The organism is Hamadaea flava (assembly GCF_024172085.1).
GTDB lineage: Bacteria > Actinomycetota > Actinomycetes > Mycobacteriales > Micromonosporaceae > Hamadaea > Hamadaea flava.
On the sequence record NZ_JAMZDZ010000001.1, the window covers coordinates 7,091,752 to 7,110,165 of the forward strand.

20 protein-coding genes are annotated in these 18,414 nt (G+C 69.7%); 14 read left to right on the forward strand and 6 right to left on the reverse strand.

Annotated elements, in window-relative coordinates; all coding sequences use genetic code 11:
* Positions 1-5 precede the first annotated feature (5 nt).
* Genes HDA40_RS33315 through HDA40_RS33325 form a run of 3 tightly spaced genes read left to right on the forward strand, consistent with a single transcriptional unit; the run spans position 6 to position 2,181 of the window.
* Positions 6-1,313: a cysteine desulfurase gene (locus HDA40_RS33315; protein WP_253761757.1), complete on the forward strand. Its 1,308-nt coding sequence runs from the start codon at positions 6-8 to the stop codon at positions 1,311-1,313.
* Positions 1,314-1,315: 2 nt separating this feature from the next.
* A complete protein-coding gene (sufU, locus tag HDA40_RS33320; protein WP_253761758.1) occupies positions 1,316-1,765 on the forward strand; it encodes a Fe-S cluster assembly sulfur transfer protein SufU in 450 nt (149 codons plus the stop codon).
* Positions 1,762-2,181 carry a metal-sulfur cluster assembly factor gene (locus tag HDA40_RS33325; protein WP_253761759.1) on the forward strand — a complete coding sequence of 140 codons (420 nt, stop codon included), beginning with the start codon at positions 1,762-1,764 and terminating at the stop codon, positions 2,179-2,181. Before sufU ends, HDA40_RS33325 begins: the two co-directional genes overlap by 4 nt.
* A 237-nt stretch (positions 2,182-2,418) precedes the next feature.
* Here HDA40_RS33325 and HDA40_RS33330 read toward each other — a convergent pair whose 3' ends face one another.
* Positions 2,419-2,925 carry a DUF402 domain-containing protein gene (locus HDA40_RS33330; RefSeq protein WP_253761760.1) on the reverse strand — a complete coding sequence of 169 codons (507 nt, stop codon included), beginning with the start codon at positions 2,923-2,925 and terminating at the stop codon, positions 2,419-2,421.
* Positions 2,926-2,973: 48 nt separating this feature from the next.
* Between HDA40_RS33330 and HDA40_RS33335 the strand changes: the two genes are divergently transcribed.
* Entirely contained in the window at positions 2,974-5,340 is a 2,367-nt protein-coding gene (locus HDA40_RS33335; RefSeq protein WP_253761761.1) for a phosphoketolase family protein, read from the forward strand.
* On the opposite strand, the gene HDA40_RS33340 is transcribed toward HDA40_RS33335, so the two are convergent.
* The gene (locus HDA40_RS33340; protein ID WP_253761762.1) at positions 5,341-5,700 is read right to left on the reverse strand and encodes a hypothetical protein; all 360 of its coding nucleotides are present in this window, start codon (positions 5,698-5,700) and stop codon (positions 5,341-5,343) included.
* Positions 5,701-5,760: 60 nt separating this feature from the next.
* Here HDA40_RS33340 and HDA40_RS33345 point away from each other — a divergent pair, with 60 nt between their 5' ends.
* Together HDA40_RS33345 and HDA40_RS33350 are read left to right on the forward strand one after the other, a co-directional pair.
* Entirely contained in the window at positions 5,761-7,398 is a 1,638-nt protein-coding gene (locus tag HDA40_RS33345) for a glycoside hydrolase family 13 protein (RefSeq protein WP_253761763.1), read from the forward strand.
* Between the two features lie 24 nt (positions 7,399-7,422).
* Positions 7,423-8,196: a trimeric intracellular cation channel family protein gene (locus tag HDA40_RS33350; protein ID WP_253761764.1), complete on the forward strand. Its 774-nt coding sequence runs from the start codon at positions 7,423-7,425 to the stop codon at positions 8,194-8,196.
* Positions 8,197-8,247: 51 nt separating this feature from the next.
* On the opposite strand, the gene HDA40_RS33355 is transcribed toward HDA40_RS33350, so the two are convergent.
* Positions 8,248-8,520, reverse strand: a complete 273-nt coding sequence (locus tag HDA40_RS33355) for a GlsB/YeaQ/YmgE family stress response membrane protein (RefSeq protein ID WP_253761765.1) — start codon at positions 8,518-8,520, stop codon at positions 8,248-8,250.
* 101 nt (positions 8,521-8,621) lie between these two features.
* On the opposite strand from HDA40_RS33355, the gene HDA40_RS33360 reads away from it, so the two are divergent.
* Together HDA40_RS33360 and HDA40_RS33365 are read left to right on the forward strand one after the other, a co-directional pair.
* Complete coding sequence (locus tag HDA40_RS33360; protein ID WP_253761766.1) at positions 8,622-8,939, forward strand: GNAT family N-acetyltransferase; 318 nt, start codon at positions 8,622-8,624, stop codon at positions 8,937-8,939.
* Positions 8,940-8,996: 57 nt separating this feature from the next.
* A complete protein-coding gene (locus HDA40_RS33365; RefSeq protein WP_253761767.1) occupies positions 8,997-9,725 on the forward strand; it encodes an HAD family hydrolase in 729 nt (242 codons plus the stop codon).
* 92 nt (positions 9,726-9,817) lie between these two features.
* Here HDA40_RS33365 and HDA40_RS33370 read toward each other — a convergent pair whose 3' ends face one another.
* Genes HDA40_RS33370 through HDA40_RS33380 form a run of 3 tightly spaced genes read right to left on the reverse strand, consistent with a single transcriptional unit; the run spans position 9,818 to position 11,848 of the window.
* On the reverse strand, positions 9,818-11,128 hold the full coding sequence (locus tag HDA40_RS33370) for a PH domain-containing protein (protein ID WP_253761768.1): 1,311 nt from the start codon (positions 11,126-11,128) through the stop codon (positions 9,818-9,820).
* Positions 11,125-11,628, reverse strand: a complete 504-nt coding sequence (locus HDA40_RS33375; protein ID WP_253761769.1) for a PH domain-containing protein — start codon at positions 11,626-11,628, stop codon at positions 11,125-11,127. Before HDA40_RS33375 ends, HDA40_RS33370 begins: the two co-directional genes overlap by 4 nt.
* Before the next feature lie 10 nt (positions 11,629-11,638).
* On the reverse strand, positions 11,639-11,848 hold the full coding sequence (locus HDA40_RS33380; protein WP_253761770.1) for a hypothetical protein: 210 nt from the start codon (positions 11,846-11,848) through the stop codon (positions 11,639-11,641).
* A 259-nt stretch (positions 11,849-12,107) separates the two neighbouring features.
* Here HDA40_RS33380 and HDA40_RS33385 point away from each other — a divergent pair, with 259 nt between their 5' ends.
* The 6 genes from HDA40_RS33385 (at position 12,108) to HDA40_RS33410 (ending at position 18,413) form a co-directional block, all read left to right on the forward strand.
* Positions 12,108-13,169, forward strand: a complete 1,062-nt coding sequence (locus HDA40_RS33385) for an AAA family ATPase (protein ID WP_372503203.1) — start codon at positions 12,108-12,110, stop codon at positions 13,167-13,169.
* Positions 13,166-14,065, forward strand: a complete 900-nt coding sequence (locus tag HDA40_RS33390) for a DUF58 domain-containing protein (protein WP_253761771.1) — start codon at positions 13,166-13,168, stop codon at positions 14,063-14,065. Before HDA40_RS33385 ends, HDA40_RS33390 begins: the two co-directional genes overlap by 4 nt.
* A gap of 17 nt (positions 14,066-14,082) precedes the next feature.
* On the forward strand, positions 14,083-15,033 hold the full coding sequence (locus HDA40_RS33395; protein WP_253761772.1) for a VWA domain-containing protein: 951 nt from the start codon (positions 14,083-14,085) through the stop codon (positions 15,031-15,033).
* A 790-nt stretch (positions 15,034-15,823) separates the two neighbouring features.
* The gene (fabG, locus tag HDA40_RS33400; RefSeq protein WP_253761773.1) at positions 15,824-16,537 is read left to right on the forward strand and encodes a beta-ketoacyl-ACP reductase; all 714 of its coding nucleotides are present in this window, start codon (positions 15,824-15,826) and stop codon (positions 16,535-16,537) included.
* Between the two features lie 34 nt (positions 16,538-16,571).
* On the forward strand, positions 16,572-17,333 hold the full coding sequence (fabI, locus tag HDA40_RS33405; protein ID WP_253761774.1) for an enoyl-ACP reductase FabI: 762 nt from the start codon (positions 16,572-16,574) through the stop codon (positions 17,331-17,333).
* 9 nt (positions 17,334-17,342) lie between these two features.
* Entirely contained in the window at positions 17,343-18,413 is a 1,071-nt protein-coding gene (locus HDA40_RS33410; protein ID WP_253761775.1) for a ferrochelatase, read from the forward strand.
* The last annotated feature ends 1 nt before the right edge of the window (position 18,414 follow it).

Sequence of the window (18,414 nt, forward strand, 5' to 3'; positions counted from 1 at the left end):
GCGTCATGTCGGTGATCACCATTCCTGAGGGGATGCCCCAGTACGCGGAGAAGCCGCGCCTGGACGTCGAGGCGATCCGGGCGGACTTCCCGATCCTGTCCCGCACCGTCAACGGCCACCCGCTGGTCTACCTGGACTCGGCCGCGACCTCGCAGAAGCCGCGTCAGGTGATCGAGGCGATCGCCGACCATTACCTCCACCACAACGCCAACGTCTCCCGGTCGGTCCACACGCTGGGCACCGAGGCGACCGAGGCGTTCGAGGGAGCACGGGCCACGGTCGCCGGGTTCATCGGGGCGCCGCGGGCCGAGGAGATCGTCTTCACGAAGAACTCGACGGAGTCGATCAACCTGGTGGCGCACGCCTTCTCCGGCACGGCGGCCGATCCGCGCTTCCGCCTCGGGCCGGGCGACGAGATCGTCATCACCGAGATGGAGCACCACTCCAACCTCGTGCCGTGGCAGCTGCTCTGTGAGCGCACCGGGGCGACGTTGAAGTGGCTCGGCGTGACCGACCAGGGCCGGCTCGACGAGTCCAACCTGGACGAGCTGATCACCGAGCGGACCAAGCTCGTCTCGATGGTGCACTACTCGAACATCCTCGGCACGATCAACGCCACCTCGCGCGTCACCAAGCGCGCGAAGGAGGTCGGCGCGCTGGTGCTGCTGGACTGCTCGCAGTCCATCCCGCACCTGCCGTTCGACGCTGTCGACTACGGCGTGGACTTCGTCGCCTTCACCGGGCACAAGATGCTCGGCCCGACCGGGATCGGCGCCCTGTGGGGCCGCTACGAGCTGCTGGAGGCGATGCCTCCGTTCCTCGGCGGCGGTTCCATGGTGGAGACGGTGACCATGCCGCGTACCACGTTCGCGCCGCCGCCGGCCCGGTTCGAGGCGGGCACCCCGCCGATCGCCGAGGCCGTCGGGCTGGCCGCCGCCGTCCGCTACCTCCAAGAGGTGGGGATGGAGGCGATCCAGTGGCACGAGAAGGAGCTGACGGCGTACGCGCTCGACGCGCTGGCCACCGTGCCCGGACTGCACGTCTTCGGTCCCACGGTGCCCGTCGGCCGGGGTGGGACGATCTCGTTCTCGCTGGCCGCCCCGGACGGCATCCCGATCCACCCGCACGACGTCGGTCAGGTTCTCGACAGCCTCGGCGTGCAGGTCCGGGTCGGACACCACTGCGCCCGGCCGACCTGCGTACGCTTCGGCGTCGCGGCGATGACCCGCGCCTCCTTCTACCTCTACACGACGACCGACGAGGTCGACGCCCTGGTGCGCGGCCTGGCTCAGGTCCGGAAGGTGTTCGCGTAGCCATGCAGCTCGATCAGCTCTACCAAGAGATCATCCTCGATCACTACAAGCGCCCGCTCGGCCGAGGGCTCCGTGAGCCCTACGGTGCGGAGGCGCACCACGTGAACCCCACCTGCGGGGACGAGATCACCCTGCGGGTCAACGCCGGCGACGGCAAGATCGTCGACGTGTCGTGGGAGGGGCAGGGCTGCTCGATCAGCCAAGCCTCGGCGAGCATCCTGCACGAACTGCTCACCGGTTCGGCCGTGAGCGAGGCGCTGAAGGTGCACGAGACGTTCGTGGAGCTGATGCAGAGCAAGGGCCAGATCGAGCCCGACGAGGAGGTCCTCGGCGACGCGGTCGCGTTCGCCGGGGTGGCGAAGTATCCGGCGCGGGTGAAATGCGCGCTGCTTTCCTGGATGGCGTTCAAGGACGCGCTGGCGCGGGCCGGCGCGATGGAGGTTCCCTCATGAGCGAAGTGGTTTCTTCGGACACGTCGGCTGTCACGGAGGCCGAGGTCTCGGCTGACACGCGGGCGACCGAGGCCGAGGTCTCGACTGTCTCGCGGGCGACGGAGGCCGAGGTCGAGGAGGCGATGAAGGACGTCGTCGACCCCGAGCTGGGGATCAACGTCGTGGACCTCGGCCTGATCTACGGCGTCCACGTCGACGACGACAACGTCGTCACCCTCGACATGACGCTGACCTCGGCGGCCTGCCCGCTGACCGACGTCATCGAGGACCAGGCGCGGTCGGCTGTCTGTGGCGGCCCCGGTGGCGGTCTCGCCTCCGACATCCGCATCAACTGGGTGTGGCTGCCGCCGTGGGGCCCGGACAAGATCACCGACGAGGGCCGGGATCAGCTCCGGGCGCTCGGCTTCAACGTCTGACCGCATCGCGCCGCCCGGCCGCCGGCGCGGCCCGCGCGGCTTCGCGTGTCGATCTAGGCGAGAAATGGTTGCCCTGGCCGCCATTTCTCGCCTAGATCGTTTTCGGCCCCGTGAGGCGTCCGTGATCTTGAATAGAAAACGCTGCCGGGACGCCGTTTTCTATTCAAGATCACCAAGTGCGGCCCGAATCGCGGCACCGAGAGCGGCGATCTCCGCAGTATGCAGCGTCGAACGGGGTCATGCGAGCATTGCCAGGTAGTGGTCGGGGGCGGTGTGGAACGGCTCGTCGAAGTTCGCAACAGCCGACAGAAGCCACGAAGCCGACGACCGAGCCGCAGCGACGACGGCCTCCGGGTAGGCGTACTTGGCCGTGTGAAGAAGGAACTCGTCTTCGTCGAGCAGCGACACTTCGCCGGTCGTCCGGAGCCGGATGACGTCGAGGTCCAGGTCGACGATGGTCAGCTCGTCGGTGCCGGTCCATTCCGGGATCGCGGTGACGTCGCAGTAGATGGCCGTCCGCGAGTCGGACTCGCTGTTGAATCGGGCGGTCCACCAGCGATCTCGGGGAGCGACCATGAGCCGGGGTCCGTGCACGGTGACCCAATGTCCGCCGTCGCGCCGCCAGGTTCCGCCGGGTGGGGAGCCCAGCCAGACGCCGTGTTCGTCCTCGCCGAGCCGGCGCAGCGTCGTCTCCCAGTGCAGTCGCCCGTCGAATTTCCGATACAGCACCCGTACGTCGCTCACGTAGGCCACCGTAGAGGGCAGCGCACCGCAAACGGGTAAGGGACCGACATGTACCTGGACGATGAGACGCTGGACACCGTCGACGCCTGGTGGCGGGCGGCGAACTATCTGACCGTCGGGCAGATCTACCTGATGGACAATCCGCTGTTGCGGGAGCCGCTGACGGCCGAGCAGATCAAACCCCGGCTGCTGGGGCATTGGGGCACCAGCCCCGGGTTGAACCTGGTCTGGGCCCATCTGAACCGGGCGATCATCGCCCGCGATCTCGACGCGCTGTTCATCGCCGGCCCTGGGCACGGCGGCCCGGCGATGGTGGCGAACACCTGGCTGGAGGGGGCGTACAGCGAGCGGTATCCGGCGGTCGGGCGGGACGAGGCGGGGATGGCTCGGCTGTTCCGGCAGTTCTCCTTCCCGGGCGGTATTCCGAGCCACGCCGCGCCCGAGGTACCCGGGTCGATCCACGAGGGCGGCGAGCTGGGCTATTCGCTGATGCACGCCTACGGGGCGGTGTTCGACAATCCGGATCTGGTGGTCGCCTGCGTCATCGGCGACGGCGAGGCCGAGACCGGCCCGCTGTCGGCGTCGTGGCTGGGCAACATGTTCTGCGATCCGGTGACCGACGGCGCGGTGCTGCCGATCCTGCACCTCAACGGCTACAAGATCGCCAACCCGACGCTGTTCGCCCGGATCCCGGAGGACGATCTCCGCGAGGTCATGCATGGGTACGGCTATGAGCCGTTCGTGGTGGCCGGGGACGATCCGGTCAAGGTCCACCACGAGCTGGCTCGGACGATGGACGAGGCGTTGGACGAGATCAAGCGGATTCAGCAGGCGGCGCGGTCGTCCAAGGACGGCAGCCGTCCCCGCTGGCCGATGATCATTCTGCGTACGCCGAAGGGCTGGACCGGTCCGGCGGAGGTGGACGGGGTGCAGGTCGAGGGCACCTTCCGGGCGCATCAGGTGCCGCTGCCCGGCGTACGCGAGAACGCCGAGCACCGGGCCCAGCTGGAGCAGTGGTTGCGCTCGTATCGGCCGGAGGAGTTGTTCGACGCGACCGGCGTACCCGTGGCGGCCCTGGCGGGCAACGCGCCCACCGGAGCGCGGCGCATGTCGGCCAACCCGCACACCAACGGGGGAGCGCTGCTCCGGGATCTGGCACTGCCCGAGATCGACGAGTACGCCGCCGACGTCCCGATGCCGGGTGCCACGACGGCGGAGGCGACCCGGTTCACCGGGGCCTGGCTGGCGGAGGTGATCCGGGCCAACCCGGACCGGTTCCGCCTGTTCGGCCCGGACGAAGTCGCCTCGAACCGGCTGACCGCCGTGTTCGACGTGACCGACCGGGCGTTCACGGGCCGGATCATCCGTGGTGACGATCATCTGGCGCCGAGTGGGCGGGTGATCGAGGTGCTGTCGGAGCATCTGTGCCAGGGGTTCCTGGAGGGCTACCTGCTCACCGGTCGGCACGGGCTGCTCACCTCCTACGAGGCGTTCATCCACATCGTCGATTCGATGGTCAACCAGCACGCGAAATGGCTCAAGACCACGCGCGAGATCGGCTGGCGGCAGCCCCTGGCGTCGCTGACCTACCTGCTGTCCAGCCACGTGTGGCGGCAGGACCACAACGGGTTCTCCCACCAGGACCCCGGGTTCATCGACCACGTCGTGAACAAGAAGGCCACCGTCGTCCGCGTCTACCTGCCGCCGGACACCAACACCTTGCTGTCCACCATGGATCATTGCCTGCGCAGCCGGCACTACGTCAACGTCATCGTCGCCGGCAAACAACCCGCGCCGAACTGGCTGACCATGGACGACGCCAAGCTGCACTGCCGCCGTGGCCTCGGCATCTGGGACTGGGCCTCGACCGCCGGCGACGACGAACCCGACGTCGTCCTGGCCTGCGCCGGTGACGTGCCCACCTTGGAAACCCTGGCCGCCGCCGACCTGCTACGCCAGCACCTGCCCGACCTGAAGGTCCGCGTCGTCAACGTCGTGGACCTCATGCGCCTGCAGCCGGACACCGAACACCCGCACGGGCTGCCCGACGGGCAGTTCGACGCGATCTTCACCCACGACAAGCCGGTCGTGTTCGCCTACCACGGCTATCCGACCCTGATCCACCGGCTGACCTACCGCCGCAACAACCACGACAACATCCACGTGCGCGGCTATAAGGAGGAAGGCACGACCACCACGCCGTTCGACATGGTCATGCTCAACGACCTCGACCGGTTCCACCTGGTCATCGACGTCATCGACCGGGTGCCCGGCCTGGCCGTCGGCGCCGCGGCCCTACGCCAGCAGATGACCGACGCCCGCCAGATCTGCCGCGATTACACGCGCCGCGTCGGCGAGGACCACCCCTGGGTCCGCGACTGGAAATGGCCGGCCGAGCCCGACCGACCGGCCTGATCAGGCCTTCGCGGCGAGTTCGGTCCGCAGTTCCCGCAGCACCACCACGGTGTACGCGGCCAGCAGCGCAGGGAACACGAAACCGGCGATCATCGCGCCCGTCTCCGTGCCGGAGACCGCGATGGTGGCCCCGAGGGAGGCGAGCACCCGCACGACCGCCACCCCGATGACGCCGCGGGTCATCCAGGTCGGAGGCTGGGCCGTGATGGAGACCACGTAGATCCCGCTCGCGGTGAGGATGGCCAGCACCGCGCTCGGCATGAAGACCGTCCCGGCCGTGTTGACCAGCCCGAAGACACCCGAGACGAACATGATCGCCGCGAGCAGCTTCATCCGCGTGCGTGCGCTGGACTTCTCCAAGATCGTTCTTCCGTTCCGGTCGCTGGTTTGGCGTGAAGCGTACCCGGTTATCCTCGATCCGTGTCAGGTCAATGGTGGCGGCATGCCGCGATCTATCAGATCTATCCCCGTAGCTTCGCCGACGGCACCGCGGACGGGATCGGCGACGTCGCGGGCATCCGCGCTCGGCTCGGCTACCTGAAGGAGCTGGGGATCGACGCCCTGTGGCTGAGTCCCTGGTACACCTCGCCGATGGCCGACGCCGGCTACGACGTGGCCGACTACCGGGACATCGACCCCCTGTTCGGCACGCTGGCCGACGCGGAGGCGTTCCTGGCCGAAGCGCACCAGCTGGGCATCCGCGTGATCGTGGACATCGTCCCGAACCACTGCTCGGACCAGCACCCCTGGTTCCAGGCCGCCTTGGCGGCCGGGCCGGGCTCGCCTGAGCGGGACCTGTTCTGGTTCCGGCCCGGCCGCGGTGAGCACGGGGAACTGCCGCCCAACGACTGGCAGTCGAACTTCGGCGGCCCGGCGTGGACCCAGGTTGCCGGGGAGGGCTCGCCCGAGACGCCAGGAGTGCAGTCAGGCGGGGAGTGGTACCTGCACCTGTTCGCCCCGGAACAACCGGACTGGAACTGGGATCATCCCGACGTCCGCGAGGACTTCACGCGTACGCTGCGGTTCTGGCTCGACCGGGGCGTCGACGGCTTCCGCATCGACGTCGCCGAGGCGCTGGTGAAGGATCCGGCGCTGCCCGACTTCGCGGACATGCCGCTCGGCGTACCGGCGCCCTGGGTCGACCAGGACGGCGTGCACGAGATCTACCGCGAATGGCGCAAGATCGCCGACTCCTACCCGCAGGAGGCGATCTTCGTCGGCGAACTGTGGATCACCGACCCCGAGCGCTTCGCCCGCTACCTGCGGCCGGACGAGCTGCACACCGGGTTCAACTTCCCGTTCCTGTCAGCCGCCTGGGACGCGGGCGACCTGCGTACCGTCATCGACCAGACCTTGGCCACCCACGAGCCGATCGGCGCCCCCGCGACCTGGGTGTTGTCGAACCATGACGTCACCCGCGTGGTGACGCGGTACGGCCGGGCGGACACCCGCCACACCTGGGACCTGACGCGGGAGGCGCATCCGGCCGACCTGGAGCTGGGGACCCGCCGGGCGCGGGCGGCCGCGTTGCTGTCGCTCAGCCTGCCCGGGACGGTCTACGTGTACCAGGGCGAGGAACTGGGCCTGCCGGAGGTGCAGGATCTGCCCGAGGAGGTGCTGGCCGATCCGCGCTGGGTGCGGTCCGGGCACACCGACCGCGGCCGGGACGGCTGCCGGGTGCCGCTGCCGTGGAGTGGCGACGCGGCGCCGTTCGGATTCAGCCCCACCGGCGTACGCACGTGGCTGCCGCAGCCGCCGGAGTGGAAGGCCTTGACGGCGGAGGCGGAGAGCGGCGACCCGGGTTCGATGCTGTCGCTGTACCGCACGGCGCTGCGGCTGCGTCACGAGATGGCTGAGCTGCTCGACGAAGGTCTGCGCTGGTTGCCGGCCGAGCCCGGCGTTCTCGCGTACGCCCGCGGCGAGACGTTCGTCTGCGTGGTCAACACCGGCGCCGAGCCGGCGGAGTTGCCCGCGTACGCCGAGATTCTGCTGGCCAGCGGCGATCTCGTGGCCGGAAAACTGCCCGCCGACACGGCGGTCTGGCTGCGCATCGCCTGACCTGCGCGCCGGTACGCTCCCGGCATGTCGGATCCGGTGCAGGCGGTGGCTTTGCCGCACGCCGTGGACGTCGCGTCGGTCGTGCTGGGGGCGGCTCAGGGCGCGTTGTTCGCGTCGCAGGTGGCCAAGGAACGCAAGATCGACCTCGTCGGCATCGCGATGGTCGCGATCGCGACCGGGCTCGGCGGCGGCATCGCCCGGGATCTGCTGCTGAACCAGGTTCCCGCCGCGTTGCAGAGCAACGAGTACGTCAGCTCGGCGCTGGTCGCCGCGGTCGTGGCGGTCGGGCTGAGCGGCGCGATCAGCCGCCTCGACCCGCTGGTGGTGGCGTTCGACGCGCTGTCGCTCGGGCTCTACCTCGTCGTCGGTCTGTCGAAGGCGAGCAGCTTGGGGCTGGGGTCGGTGCCGTCGATCTTCATCGGCATCCTGTCCTGCACCGCCGGCGGCGTCGTCCGCGACCTGCTGCTGCGGACCGAGGTCGCGATGGTCACCGTCGGATCGTTCTACGCCTTCGCGGCGTTCAGCGGCGCGCTCGTCTACATGGGACTTCTCCAGGTCGCCAATCAGGGCGTCGCGACCTGGATGGCTGTGCTCGTGACGTTCAGCGTACGCATGCTGTCGATCTGGTTCGGCTGGAGCACGCCGCACGCGAGCGCGCTGCGGATGGAGCGGCTGGACGCGAGCGTCGAGTCGATGGAACGGATGGCGCGGTCCGGAGTGGACGTCATCCTGCGCGGGGGCAAGGGTTTCATGCGGAGCGACCGGACGGAGTCCGACGGCCGGACCTCCGAGGAATAGGCGACGCCCCGGCCTGGGCAGGCCGGGGCGTACCGAATTCAGCGGGGGTCGTCAGCCGACGCTTCGCCGGCCCATGGCTCCGGAGACCAGGACCACCCCGATCGCCGCGAGGACGACTTGGATGATGATCTCCAGCCAGTCGACGCCGTCCGTGGTGGCCCAGCCCGCCGCGCGGGCGATGGCCGTGCCGATCAGGGCGGCGACGATGCCGACGATGATGGTCAGCCAGATGGGAATCGACTGCGGGCCCGGCACCACCAGCCGGCCCAGCGCACCGATGATCAGTCCGACGATGATCGCCGAGATGATGCCGGTTACGGTCATGGTCCCCTCCTTAGGATTGATGCCTAAGAGCTTCCCCGCTGGGCCATCGACCAAACACCACGTCTGGCCAGGGACGGTGAAAGCTTGGCAGTATGGGGGGCGTGATCGTGAATGACGTCCCGGAACTCGCTCGCTTCGAAGGCCGACTGGAGGGCCGCCCCGAGGATCCCGCCGGTGCCGGTGACCTCGCCGGATACCTTGAGTACCACCGCTTCGACGGCGTCTGGGCGTTGAATCACGCGTTCACCTTCCCGGCGTACCGGGGTCGTGGGGTAGCGGCGGAGATCACACGCGCGGCGTTGGACGCGGCTCGGGAGGCGGGCGCGCAGGTTCGTCCGATCTGTCCGTTCGTTGCGGATTACCTCGACACCCATCCGGAGTACGCCGACCTGGCCGCCCCGGAAAAGGCGGAGCAGTGACGAATCCGCAACGTGACCACCTGCCCTGATGGCGGGTGGCAATGGCAGGATGAGCGCATGCTCCCCCCGCGTGCGCTTCTCCTGGACTTCGGCGGCGTCGTGGCCGAGGCCGTCGACGACACCGCTGACGTCGGCTTCCCGACGCGGGTGCACGAGCTGATCGGCCGTTCGCTGCCGCTGGACCGGATCGAGGCCGACCTGGCCGCCGCCGACGCCGCCCGGGACCGATGGCGGTCGAACCCGGAGAATCCGGAACTGAGCCACGTCCAGCTCTGGGCGGACTTCGTGGCCAAGGACTGGCCGGAGCAGGCCCGCGAGATGGCGGTCGGCTGGGCCGACGAGCTGACGAGCGCCTGGGCGCGGCGGAAGTGGGCGGTCGTCGAGGGGATGACCGAAGTCCTGGAGTTCACCGTAGGCCGGGGTCTGCCGGTGTCGATCGTCAGCAACACCCGCAGCGGCGAGGCGTACCGGGGGTTTCTCGAGCGCGCCGGGCTGACCGGCGCGTTCGCCGCCCAGATCTACAGTGACGAGGCAGGCGTCTTCAAGCCCAACCCCGGCATGATCCGGGCCGCGACGCAGGCCTTGGACGTGCCCGCCGGCCAGTGCTGGTTCGTCGGCGACTCGCTCAGCCGCGACATCGAGTGCGGCCGCCGGGCGGGCGTCGGCGCGGCCATCCTGCGGCCCAGCCGGTCCTGGACCAACGACCGCTGGCAGGCCGAGCCGGACGCGGTCGTCGCCGACGGGCACGAGCTGCTCAAGCTGCTGAAGCGCGCCCTCGACGTCTGACCGTTCTACATCTCTCGTTCCGCGCTGGATCACGGATCTCGGTCGAATCTCGACCCATGATTCGACGCGGATCCCTGATCCAGCTCGAAAATCTAAGCGGCGGCGCGGGCGGCGCGAGCGCGTACGGTCAGTTCCCCGGCCAGCTCGTAGGCCTCGGCGAGGTCGCGCTCCGGCGCGGAGGCCGGCGGAGCGCCGGCGACGTCGACGTGCACGGTGGCCAGCCCGAGGCGGCGCTGCACCGGCCCCTGCTGGACGCGGACCGATTGGATTCGCGCGTACGGCACCAGGCGCAGCCGGCGGGTGAGCAGACCGTCGACGGTCGCGAAGACGTGCGGCGTGAGCCCGGCCGCGAGCACCGTGCGGGCCAGCGGCGCGAGCCACACCGCCCGCTCCGGCACTCCGCTCAGCGGCAGCGCCGCGATGTCCACCGAGGCCAGCTCGCCGTCGACACGCGGCAGCAGCCACGGCACGACCGCGCGCGCCTCGTCCAGCGTCGCGACCGGCAGCAGGGTGGTCGCCTCGTGGTCGTCCGGGTCGGCGCCCTGCGAGCCCTGCGCGGCGATGTCCACAGTGGCCTTCAGCCAGCGTTTCGGCCGCCAGATCAGCGGCCAGGTGACGGTCACCCCCTGCACCCGCTGCACCGGCACGGTCTGGCTGTGCGTCTCGGTCAGGCCCCGCCGGATGTGCAGCCGCGTCTCACGCTCGGTCAGCGTGCAGCGCCAGTTGCGGGTCACGCGGCGTACCGGGCGGATCAGGACGCCGATCAACGCCGTGATCATGCTCGCGATCGCGATGAACCCGAAGCTCCCGGCCAGGGCGAACTGCACGACGACGAACGCGGCGGCGATCGGCAGGAAGATCACCTCGGGGGTCATCGCCTGGCTGAGCAGCAGGTCCTCGTCACGCGCCGCGTACAGAACCGGCTCCGGTCCGCGCGGCTCGTTCTCCGCGGGCGCCGCCGAGCCGCCGCGGGCCAGCTCCAGCAGCTGGGTACGCAGAGAGCCGGCCTCGGCGACGGTCAAGTAGGCCAGCGGGGCTTCCGCCTTCCCACCGCCGACCACTTCGAGGCGGAGTTCGGCGAGCCCGGTGAGCTGCGCGAGGAACGGCCGGACGACTTCGACCGACTGCAGGCGCTCCAGCGGGATCGTGCGTACGCGGCGGGAGAAGGTGCCCTCGTAGATCCGCAGTTCCCGGCCGGTCACCTCGTAGCCGGTGAACCGCCAGGTGATCACGGAGTAGATGACCGCGCCGATCAGGATGAGCACGACGACGCCGAGGAAGCGGGCCACCCCGAGGTTGGCGAAGCCCTGCCAGGAGATGACGGCGACGAGCGCGATGAGTTGACGGATGCTGTGCAGGAACGGCGAGAGCGGGTGCAGCCTGCGCCGCGGCAGGTCCGTCACAGCCCTTCCTTCCGGATCTCGCCGAGCGCCGTCAGCCGGTCCCGCAGCCGGGCGGCCTCGGCCGGCAGCAAGCCCGGCACCCGGGCGTCGCTGGCCGCGGCGGCGGTGTGCAGCTGAACCGTGGCCAGTCCGAACAGCCGTTCCAGCGGACCGGCGCTGACGTCGACGAACTGCATCCGGGCGTACGGGACGATGCTCAGGTGCCGCACGATCCGGCCGTGCCGGACGAGCAGGTCGTCGTCGCGTTCGGCGTAGCCCCACGAGCGCACGCTCCGCCCGATCAGCACGATGCGGACGAGCGTCGCGGCGACGAGGACCGCGCCGATGACGAGGGCCCAGATCCACTGCCAGATCAGGTAGACGGCGATCGTCGCGGCCAGCGGCACGATCAGGCCGAGCAGCAGCTCGACGCGCTTGAGCGTGGCCAGGCGGGGGGAGACGGGATGCCAGTCGACCGTGTCGGGCCACGGCTGGAGGGCGTCGGCCACGGGATGCGTCACGGTTGAGAATCTACGCGAGCGGGTCGACGGCGCGTAGGAAGCCGCGGGCGTCGAGGAACGCGGCCAGCGAATCTCGGTGGGCGGGGCAGGCCAACCAGACTTTTCGCCGCTCGGGCTCGTGTAGCTTGGGGTTGTTCCAGCTCAACGCGTAGGCCGCGGCCTGTCGGCAGCCCTTGGCGGAGCAGATGCGATCCGGCTGATCGCTCGAATGAGTAGTCATAGCAGTAGAGATAAAGCGCCGGACGACCACGGGGGAAGTCGTCCGGCGACGCGCAAATACTAACCACATTTGCGGGGTGCGTGTCCAGTCCCGCGGTGTGCCTGATCGGCCGGACCCGGCCGTCGTTCAGGGAGCCCGCGCGGCGGTCCTGGTGGCAATTGTTCCCTTATGACACTCTTATGCGGGTAGTTGCGTCACTCTCTGGAGGCGATCAGTGACGGAGAAGAGTCTCGGTTCCGATCTCGATCTCGCCGAGGGCGTGCTCGTCACCGAAAACGGCACATCTGATGCGGGCCTCGCCGGCCCGGAAGCGCTCAACGGGCATCCGATACCGCCGGCTCAGGACGCGTCGCTGCTCGAACGGGCGCTCTTCGAGGTCAAGAAGGTCATCGTCGGCCAGGATCTGCTGCTCGAGCGGATGTTCGTGGCGCTGCTCGCTCGGGGGCACTGCCTGCTGGAGGGCGTACCGGGGGTGGCGAAGACGCTCGCGGTGGAGACGCTCGCCGAGACCGTCGGCGGCACCTTCGCCCGTATCCAGTTCACGCCGGACCTGGTCCCGGCCGACATCGTCGGCACCCGGATCTACCGGCAGTCGACCGAGTCCTTCGACGTGGAACTCGGTCCGGTCTTCGTGAACTTCCTGCTCGCCGACGAGATCAACCGGGCTCCGGCCAAGGTGCAGTCGGCGCTGCTGGAGGTGATGGCCGAGCGGCACGTCTCGCTCGGCGGCGCCCGGCACGACGTGCCGAACCCGTTCCTGGTGATGGCCACCCAGAACCCGATCGAGCAGGAGGGGGTCTACCCGCTACCCGAGGCGCAGCGCGACCGGTTCCTGCTGAAGGTGCTCGTCGGATACCCGTCGGACCTGGAGGAGCGCGAGATCGTCTACCGGATGGGGGTGGCCCCGCCGTCGGCGGCGCAGGTGCTCAACCCGGTCGACCTGATCGGGTTGCAGACCCGGGCCGACCACGTGTTCGTCCACAATGCTCTGGTCGACTACGCGGTACGCCTGGTGACCGCCACCCGGGCGCCGGCCGAGCAGGGCATGGAAGACGTCGCGCAGCTGATCCAATACGGCGCGAGCCCCCGAGCCTCGCTCGGCCTGGTACGGGCGGCCCGGGCGCTGGCGTTGCTGCGCGGGCGCGACTACGTCCTGCCGCAGGACATCCAGGAGCTGACTCCGGACGTACTGCGGCACCGGCTGGTCCTCAGCTACGACGCGCTCGCCGACGACGTGCCGCCGGACCGCATCGTCGAGCGCATCCTCGAGACCGTCCCGCTGCCCTCGGTGGCGCCCCGGCAGCAGGCCGACCGACGGTGATCTCACCGGCCCAGACCGCTGTGCTGGCGCGGCTGCACCTGCAGGTGACCCGCCGGCTCGACGGCCTGCTCCAAGGCGACTACCTCGGCCTGTTGCCCGGACCGGGCAGCGAGGCGGGGGAGTCCCGCGAATACCGCGCCGGCGACGACGTACGCCGCATGGACTGGCCCGTCACCGCGCGTACCACCGTGCCCCATGTGCGCTTGACCGAAGCGGACCGGGAACTGGAGACGTGGCTGGCGATCGACGCGTCGGCGAGCCTGGACTTCGGCACCGCCCGGATGCGCAAGTGGGACGTGGCGCTGGCCGCGGCGGCGGCCATGACTCACCTGACCGTGCGTGGCGGCAACCGTGCGGGCGCTCTGGTCTGCACGGGCGACGGCGTACGCCGCATTCCGGCTCGGGGCGGCCGCCGGGGCGCACAGTCGCTCATGCACGCGATCGCCGGGCTGGAGATGCGTCCGGGGCGGGCCGATCTCGGCGAGCTGTTCGACGGGCTGATGCGGCCGCCGCGGCGACGCGGGCTGGTCGTGATCATCTCCGACTTCCTGGGCGACGCCCGGTCATGGCAGCGTCCGCTCTCCCGATTGGCGGTACGCCACGACATCCTGGCCGTCGAGATCGTCGATCCGCGTGAGCTGGAACTGCCCGCCGTCGGCGTGATCGAGGTGGCCGACCCGGAGAGCGGTCAGGTGCATGAGGTCGACGTGACCGAGCGCCTGGCCGGGGCGTACGCCGCCGCCGCGGCCGAGCAGCGGGCCGAGGTGTCCGGGACGCTCCGGTCGGCGGGCGCGGCGCATCTGCGGTTGAGCACCGACCGCGATTGGCTGCTGGACATCGTGAACTTCGTCGCGGCGCGTCGGCATCGGCACAACCGGCGAGCCGAGGTTCGCTGAGGAGCGGGGTTGGCTACATGGTGAGTTTCCTGCAGCCGTGGGCGCTGCTGTTCCTCCTGCCGGTGGTGGCCGTCGCCGGAGGTTACGTCTATCGGCAGTACCGAAAGCGCGTCAACGCCGTGCGCTTCTCCAACGTGGACCTGCTGAAGACGTTGGCGCCCAAGGGGATCGGCTACAAGCGCCACGTCACGGCGGCGGCGCTGCTGCTGTGCCTGCTGACGCTGGCGCTGACGACCGCCCGCCCGGCCCTGGCCATGCAGGTGCCGCTGGAACGGGCGACCATCGTGCTGGCCATCGACGTGTCGCTGTCGATGGAGTCCAAGGACGTCGAGCCCTCGCGGATCCAGGCCGCCCAGGAGGCCGCGATCAGCTTCGCGCGCGAGGTGCCGGCCGCGTACAACCTGGGTCTGGTGTCCTTCGCGAAGTCCGCGAACGTGCTGGTCTCCCCGGGCAAGGATCGCGATCAGGTGGTGAACGCGATCCAGAGCCTGCAGCTCGACGAGGCGACCGCGACCGGCGAGGCGGTCTTCACCGCGCTCGACGCGATCCGCACGGTGCCGCCGGACGGAGCACAGGGCGCGCCGCCGGCGCGAATCCTGCTGCTCTCCGACGGCTACCGGACCGCCGGCCGGCCCACCGAGGACGCAGCCGCGGCGGCGACCGAGGCGGACGTGCCGGTCTCCACGATCGCGTTCGGCACCGACGACGGCATGGTCGACATCGGCGGCATGCCGCAGCGCGTCCCGGTGGACCGGGAGGCGCTGGCGCAGCTGGCCGAGTCGACCGGCGGCTACTTCGCCGAGGCCGCGAGCGCGCGCGAACTCAAGCAGGTGTACGAAGACCTCGGCTCGTCCGTAGGCCATCGCAAGCAGACGCGCGAGGTCACGGCCTGGGCCGCCGGGGCAGCTCTGCTCTTCGGCCTCTGCGCGGCCGGCCTGTCCCTGCTCTGGGGCTCCCGCCTCCCCTGACTTTTCTGCAACGCGACGCCGCCGCGACGCTGCTGAGCATGATCAGGGTCACTGCCACGTCACCATAGCAACGCAAAATTGACCCTGATCTTTCTTGATGTTTCGTCTTAGGGATCGAGAACGGCTGATATTTGGTTCCTGGCAAGGCGCACGACGCCGCCGTTGCCTGGGGGCAACAAGGTGGCGAGCAACGCCGCCAGGGGCCAAATAGCGGCCGTTATCGAGAAGCCAGCACGAACAAGGTGAAGACCCAGAGGCAGGCGAGGGTGAATCCGAGTGGTGCGAGGAAACGGCTCATGGTGAACTCCAGCGGGTTCCGGATCGGGCACAGATCGGGTTACCTGCGCGAAGCAGGCCGCTGAACGTCATGGCTGGACAAGGTCCCGGCCAGCACACATGTAGCCCCGCCAACGGCGGAGCGGATGCTGGGCGGGTGGGCGCGAGGCGCGGAGTTATCCGCGGAAAGCAGCCCAGCCACGACTGGAAGGATCGCTATTTCGCACAGCGATCACCTCCTGTAGGCCAGGCGCCGAAGGGCGCGTCCTTGTCGGAAACGGACGAAAGTCCCGAGGCAGATGATAGCTCCTGTCTCGGGGCCGGTTCCACTTGGGTCACCCGACTCGCCGCAAAGATCACCCGACCGGACGGGCGGGGCTGGGCCCCTCAGCCACATTGTGGGAAACCTACAAGATCTGTAGGTGGTTTTCTGCGTCGCCCTCGCCACGGCGTCCCGTTCGGCGACCTCTAGGCTCATCGCGGAAGCTCATCGGACTCGCACTAGGGAGCAGGCGTGGCTCGCACCGTACTGGTCACCGGCGGCAATCGCGGCATCGGCTTGGCCATCGCCCAGGCGTTCGCCAAGCAGGGCGACCGGGTGGCGATCACCCACCGTGGCTCGTGGGACACGGCGACGGCGCCGGACCTGTTCCCGGTGACCTGCGACATCACCGACCCGGCTGCGGTCGATGCCGCGTTCGCCACGGTCGAGCAGGAGCTCGGCCCGGTCGAGGTGCTGGTCGCCAACGCCGGGATCACCGACGACACGCTGCTGATGCGGATGTCGGAGGAGCAGTTCGGCCGGGTGCTGGAGACCAACCTCACCGGGGCCTGGCGCTGCGCCAAGCGCGCGTCGACCAAGATGGTCCGCGGCCGCTGGGGCCGGATGATCTTCATCTCGTCGGTGGTGGGCCTCTACGGCGGCGTCGGCCAGGTGAACTACGCGGCTAGCAAGGCCGGCCTGGTCGGCATGGCCCGGTCGATCACGCGAGAGCTGGGCAGCCGCAACATCACGGCGAATGTGGTCGCGCCCGGGTTCATCGAGACCGACATGACCGCGAAGCTCCCCGAGGAGCGGCAGGCGGAGTACAAGAAGGCCATTCCGCTGGGCCGGTTCGCCACGCCCGACGAGGTCGCCGGGGTGTGCACCTGGCTGGCCGGGGAGAGCGCCGGTTACGTCACCGGGGCGGTCATCCCGGTCGACGGCGGCCTCGGCATGGGCCACTGACTTTCACCACCCCGTACGGAGTTAGGGAGACAGCGTGCTGCTCGAAGGCAAGAAGATCCTGGTCACCGGCGTCATCACCGATCAGTCCATCGCGTTCAGCGTGGCGAGGGTGGCTCAGGAGCAGGGCGCCGAGATCGTGCTGACGGCGTACCCGCGGCCGACGCTCGTGGAGCGGATCGCCAAGCGGCTGCCCAAACAGGCCCCGGTCATCCCGCTCGACGTGACCAACGCCGAGGAGCTCGCCGGCATCGCCGACAAGGTACGTGAACACCTGCCGACCCTCGACGGCATCGTGCACTCGATCGGGTTCGCGCCGCAGACCGCGCTGGGCGGCAACTTCCTGGAGACGAAGTGGGAGGACGTGGCGGCCGCCGTGCACGCCTCGACGTACTCCTACAAGTCGCTGGCCACGGCGTTGCTGCCGCTCATGAAGCCGGGCGGGTCGATCGTCGGGCTCACCTTCGACGCGACCGTGGCGTACCCGGTCTACGACTGGATGGGCGTGGCCAAGGCCGGTCTGGAGTCGGCGAGCCGCTACCTCGCGCAGTACCTCGGCCCGCAGGGCATCCGCAGCAACCTCGTCTCGGCCGGTCCGCTGCGCAGCATGGCGGCCAAGTCGATCCCGGGCTTCGAGAAGTTCGAGGAGTCGTGGGCCAACCGTGCCCCGCTCGGCTGGGAGCTGACCAACGCCGAGCCGGCCGCCAAGGCCGTCGTGGCGCTGCTGTCGGACTGGTTCCCGGCCACCACGGGTGAGATCGTCCACGTCGATGGGGGCTATCACGCGATGGCTGGCTAATCTGGCTTCGTGCCAGTAGACGCCTTTTTGCTGCTGTCGTTCGGCGGTCCCGAGGGCCCCGACGACGTGATGCCGTTCTTGCGCAACGTGACCGCCGGGCGCGGTGTCCCGGAGGAGCGGCTGCTCGAAGTCGCCGAGCACTACCAGCACTTCGGCGGCGTCTCGCCGATCAACGAGCAGAACCGGGCGCTCCTGCGGGCGATCGAGGCCGACTTCCGGGATCAGGGTGTCGGCCTGCCCCTCTACTGGGGCAACCGCAACTGGCAGCCGATGCTCGCCGACACCCTGGCGCAGATGCGCGATGACGGCGTCGAGTTCGCGGTCGGGCTCGCGACGAGCGCGTACGCCGGATATTCGTCGTGCCGGCAGTATCTGGAGGACATCGCGGCGGCCCGGGCCAAGGTCGGTCCGGGCGCGCCCGAGGTCGTCAAGCTGCCCCACTTCTACGACCGTCCCGGGTTCGTCGAGCCACACGTGGACGCCGTCCGGGCGGCGCTGGCGAAGGTCGGGCCCGGCCCGGCTCGGATCGTCTTCACCGCGCACTCGATCCCGCTGTCCATGGCGCGTACGGCGGGCCCGGGAGCCGGGGAGGGCTCGGCCGAGCCGTCAGGAGTGCAGTCGGTCGGTCTGTACGAGGCTCAGCTGAGGGAGGTCGCCCGGCTGGTCGCCGAGCGCGCCGCGCCCGGCCTCGCCTGGGACCTCGTCTGGCAGTCCCGGTCCGGCCCGCCGCAGGTGCCGTGGCTGGAGCCGGACGTCAACGACCACCTCCGGACGGTGGCGGAGAAGGCGGTGGTAGTGAGCCCGATCGGGTTCGTCTCCGACCATCTCGAAGTCATCTGGGACCTGGACAACGAGGCGGCCGCGACGGCGGCCGAGCTGAGTCTGGCGTACGCCCGCGCGGCGACCCCGGGCACCGATCCTCGCTTCGTGCGGATGATCACCGATCTCGTACGCGAGGCGATGGCCGCACCGCAGGCAACAGCGCCGTCCGATACACGGCCGACACCCGGGCTCGGTAGGCTTTCGGCGATACAGACGTGCGGGGCCGGGTGTTGTCCGGCGCCCGCGAGGCGCGGATAGG

What these genes read in the sequence shown, in the direction of transcription:
- HDA40_RS33315 (WP_253761757.1), top strand. Translation starts at nt 6, where the DNA reads ATGTCGGTGATCACCATTCCTGAGGGGATGCCCCAGTACGCGGAGAAG.
- HDA40_RS33395 (WP_253761772.1), top strand. Translation starts at nt 14,083, where the DNA reads ATGGTGAGTTTCCTGCAGCCGTGGGCGCTGCTGTTCCTCCTGCCGGTG.
- HDA40_RS33365 (WP_253761767.1), top strand. Translation starts at nt 8,997, where the DNA reads ATGCTCCCCCCGCGTGCGCTTCTCCTGGACTTCGGCGGCGTCGTGGCC.
- HDA40_RS33380 (WP_253761770.1), bottom strand. Translation starts at nt 11,848, where the DNA reads ATGACTACTCATTCGAGCGATCAGCCGGATCGCATCTGCTCCGCCAAG.
- sufU (WP_253761758.1), top strand. Translation starts at nt 1,316, where the DNA reads ATGCAGCTCGATCAGCTCTACCAAGAGATCATCCTCGATCACTACAAG.
- HDA40_RS33325 (WP_253761759.1), top strand. Translation starts at nt 1,762, where the DNA reads ATGAGCGAAGTGGTTTCTTCGGACACGTCGGCTGTCACGGAGGCCGAG.
- HDA40_RS33350 (WP_253761764.1), top strand. Translation starts at nt 7,423, where the DNA reads ATGTCGGATCCGGTGCAGGCGGTGGCTTTGCCGCACGCCGTGGACGTC.
- HDA40_RS33355 (WP_253761765.1), bottom strand. Translation starts at nt 8,520, where the DNA reads ATGACCGTAACCGGCATCATCTCGGCGATCATCGTCGGACTGATCATC.
- HDA40_RS33335 (WP_253761761.1), top strand. Translation starts at nt 2,974, where the DNA reads ATGTACCTGGACGATGAGACGCTGGACACCGTCGACGCCTGGTGGCGG.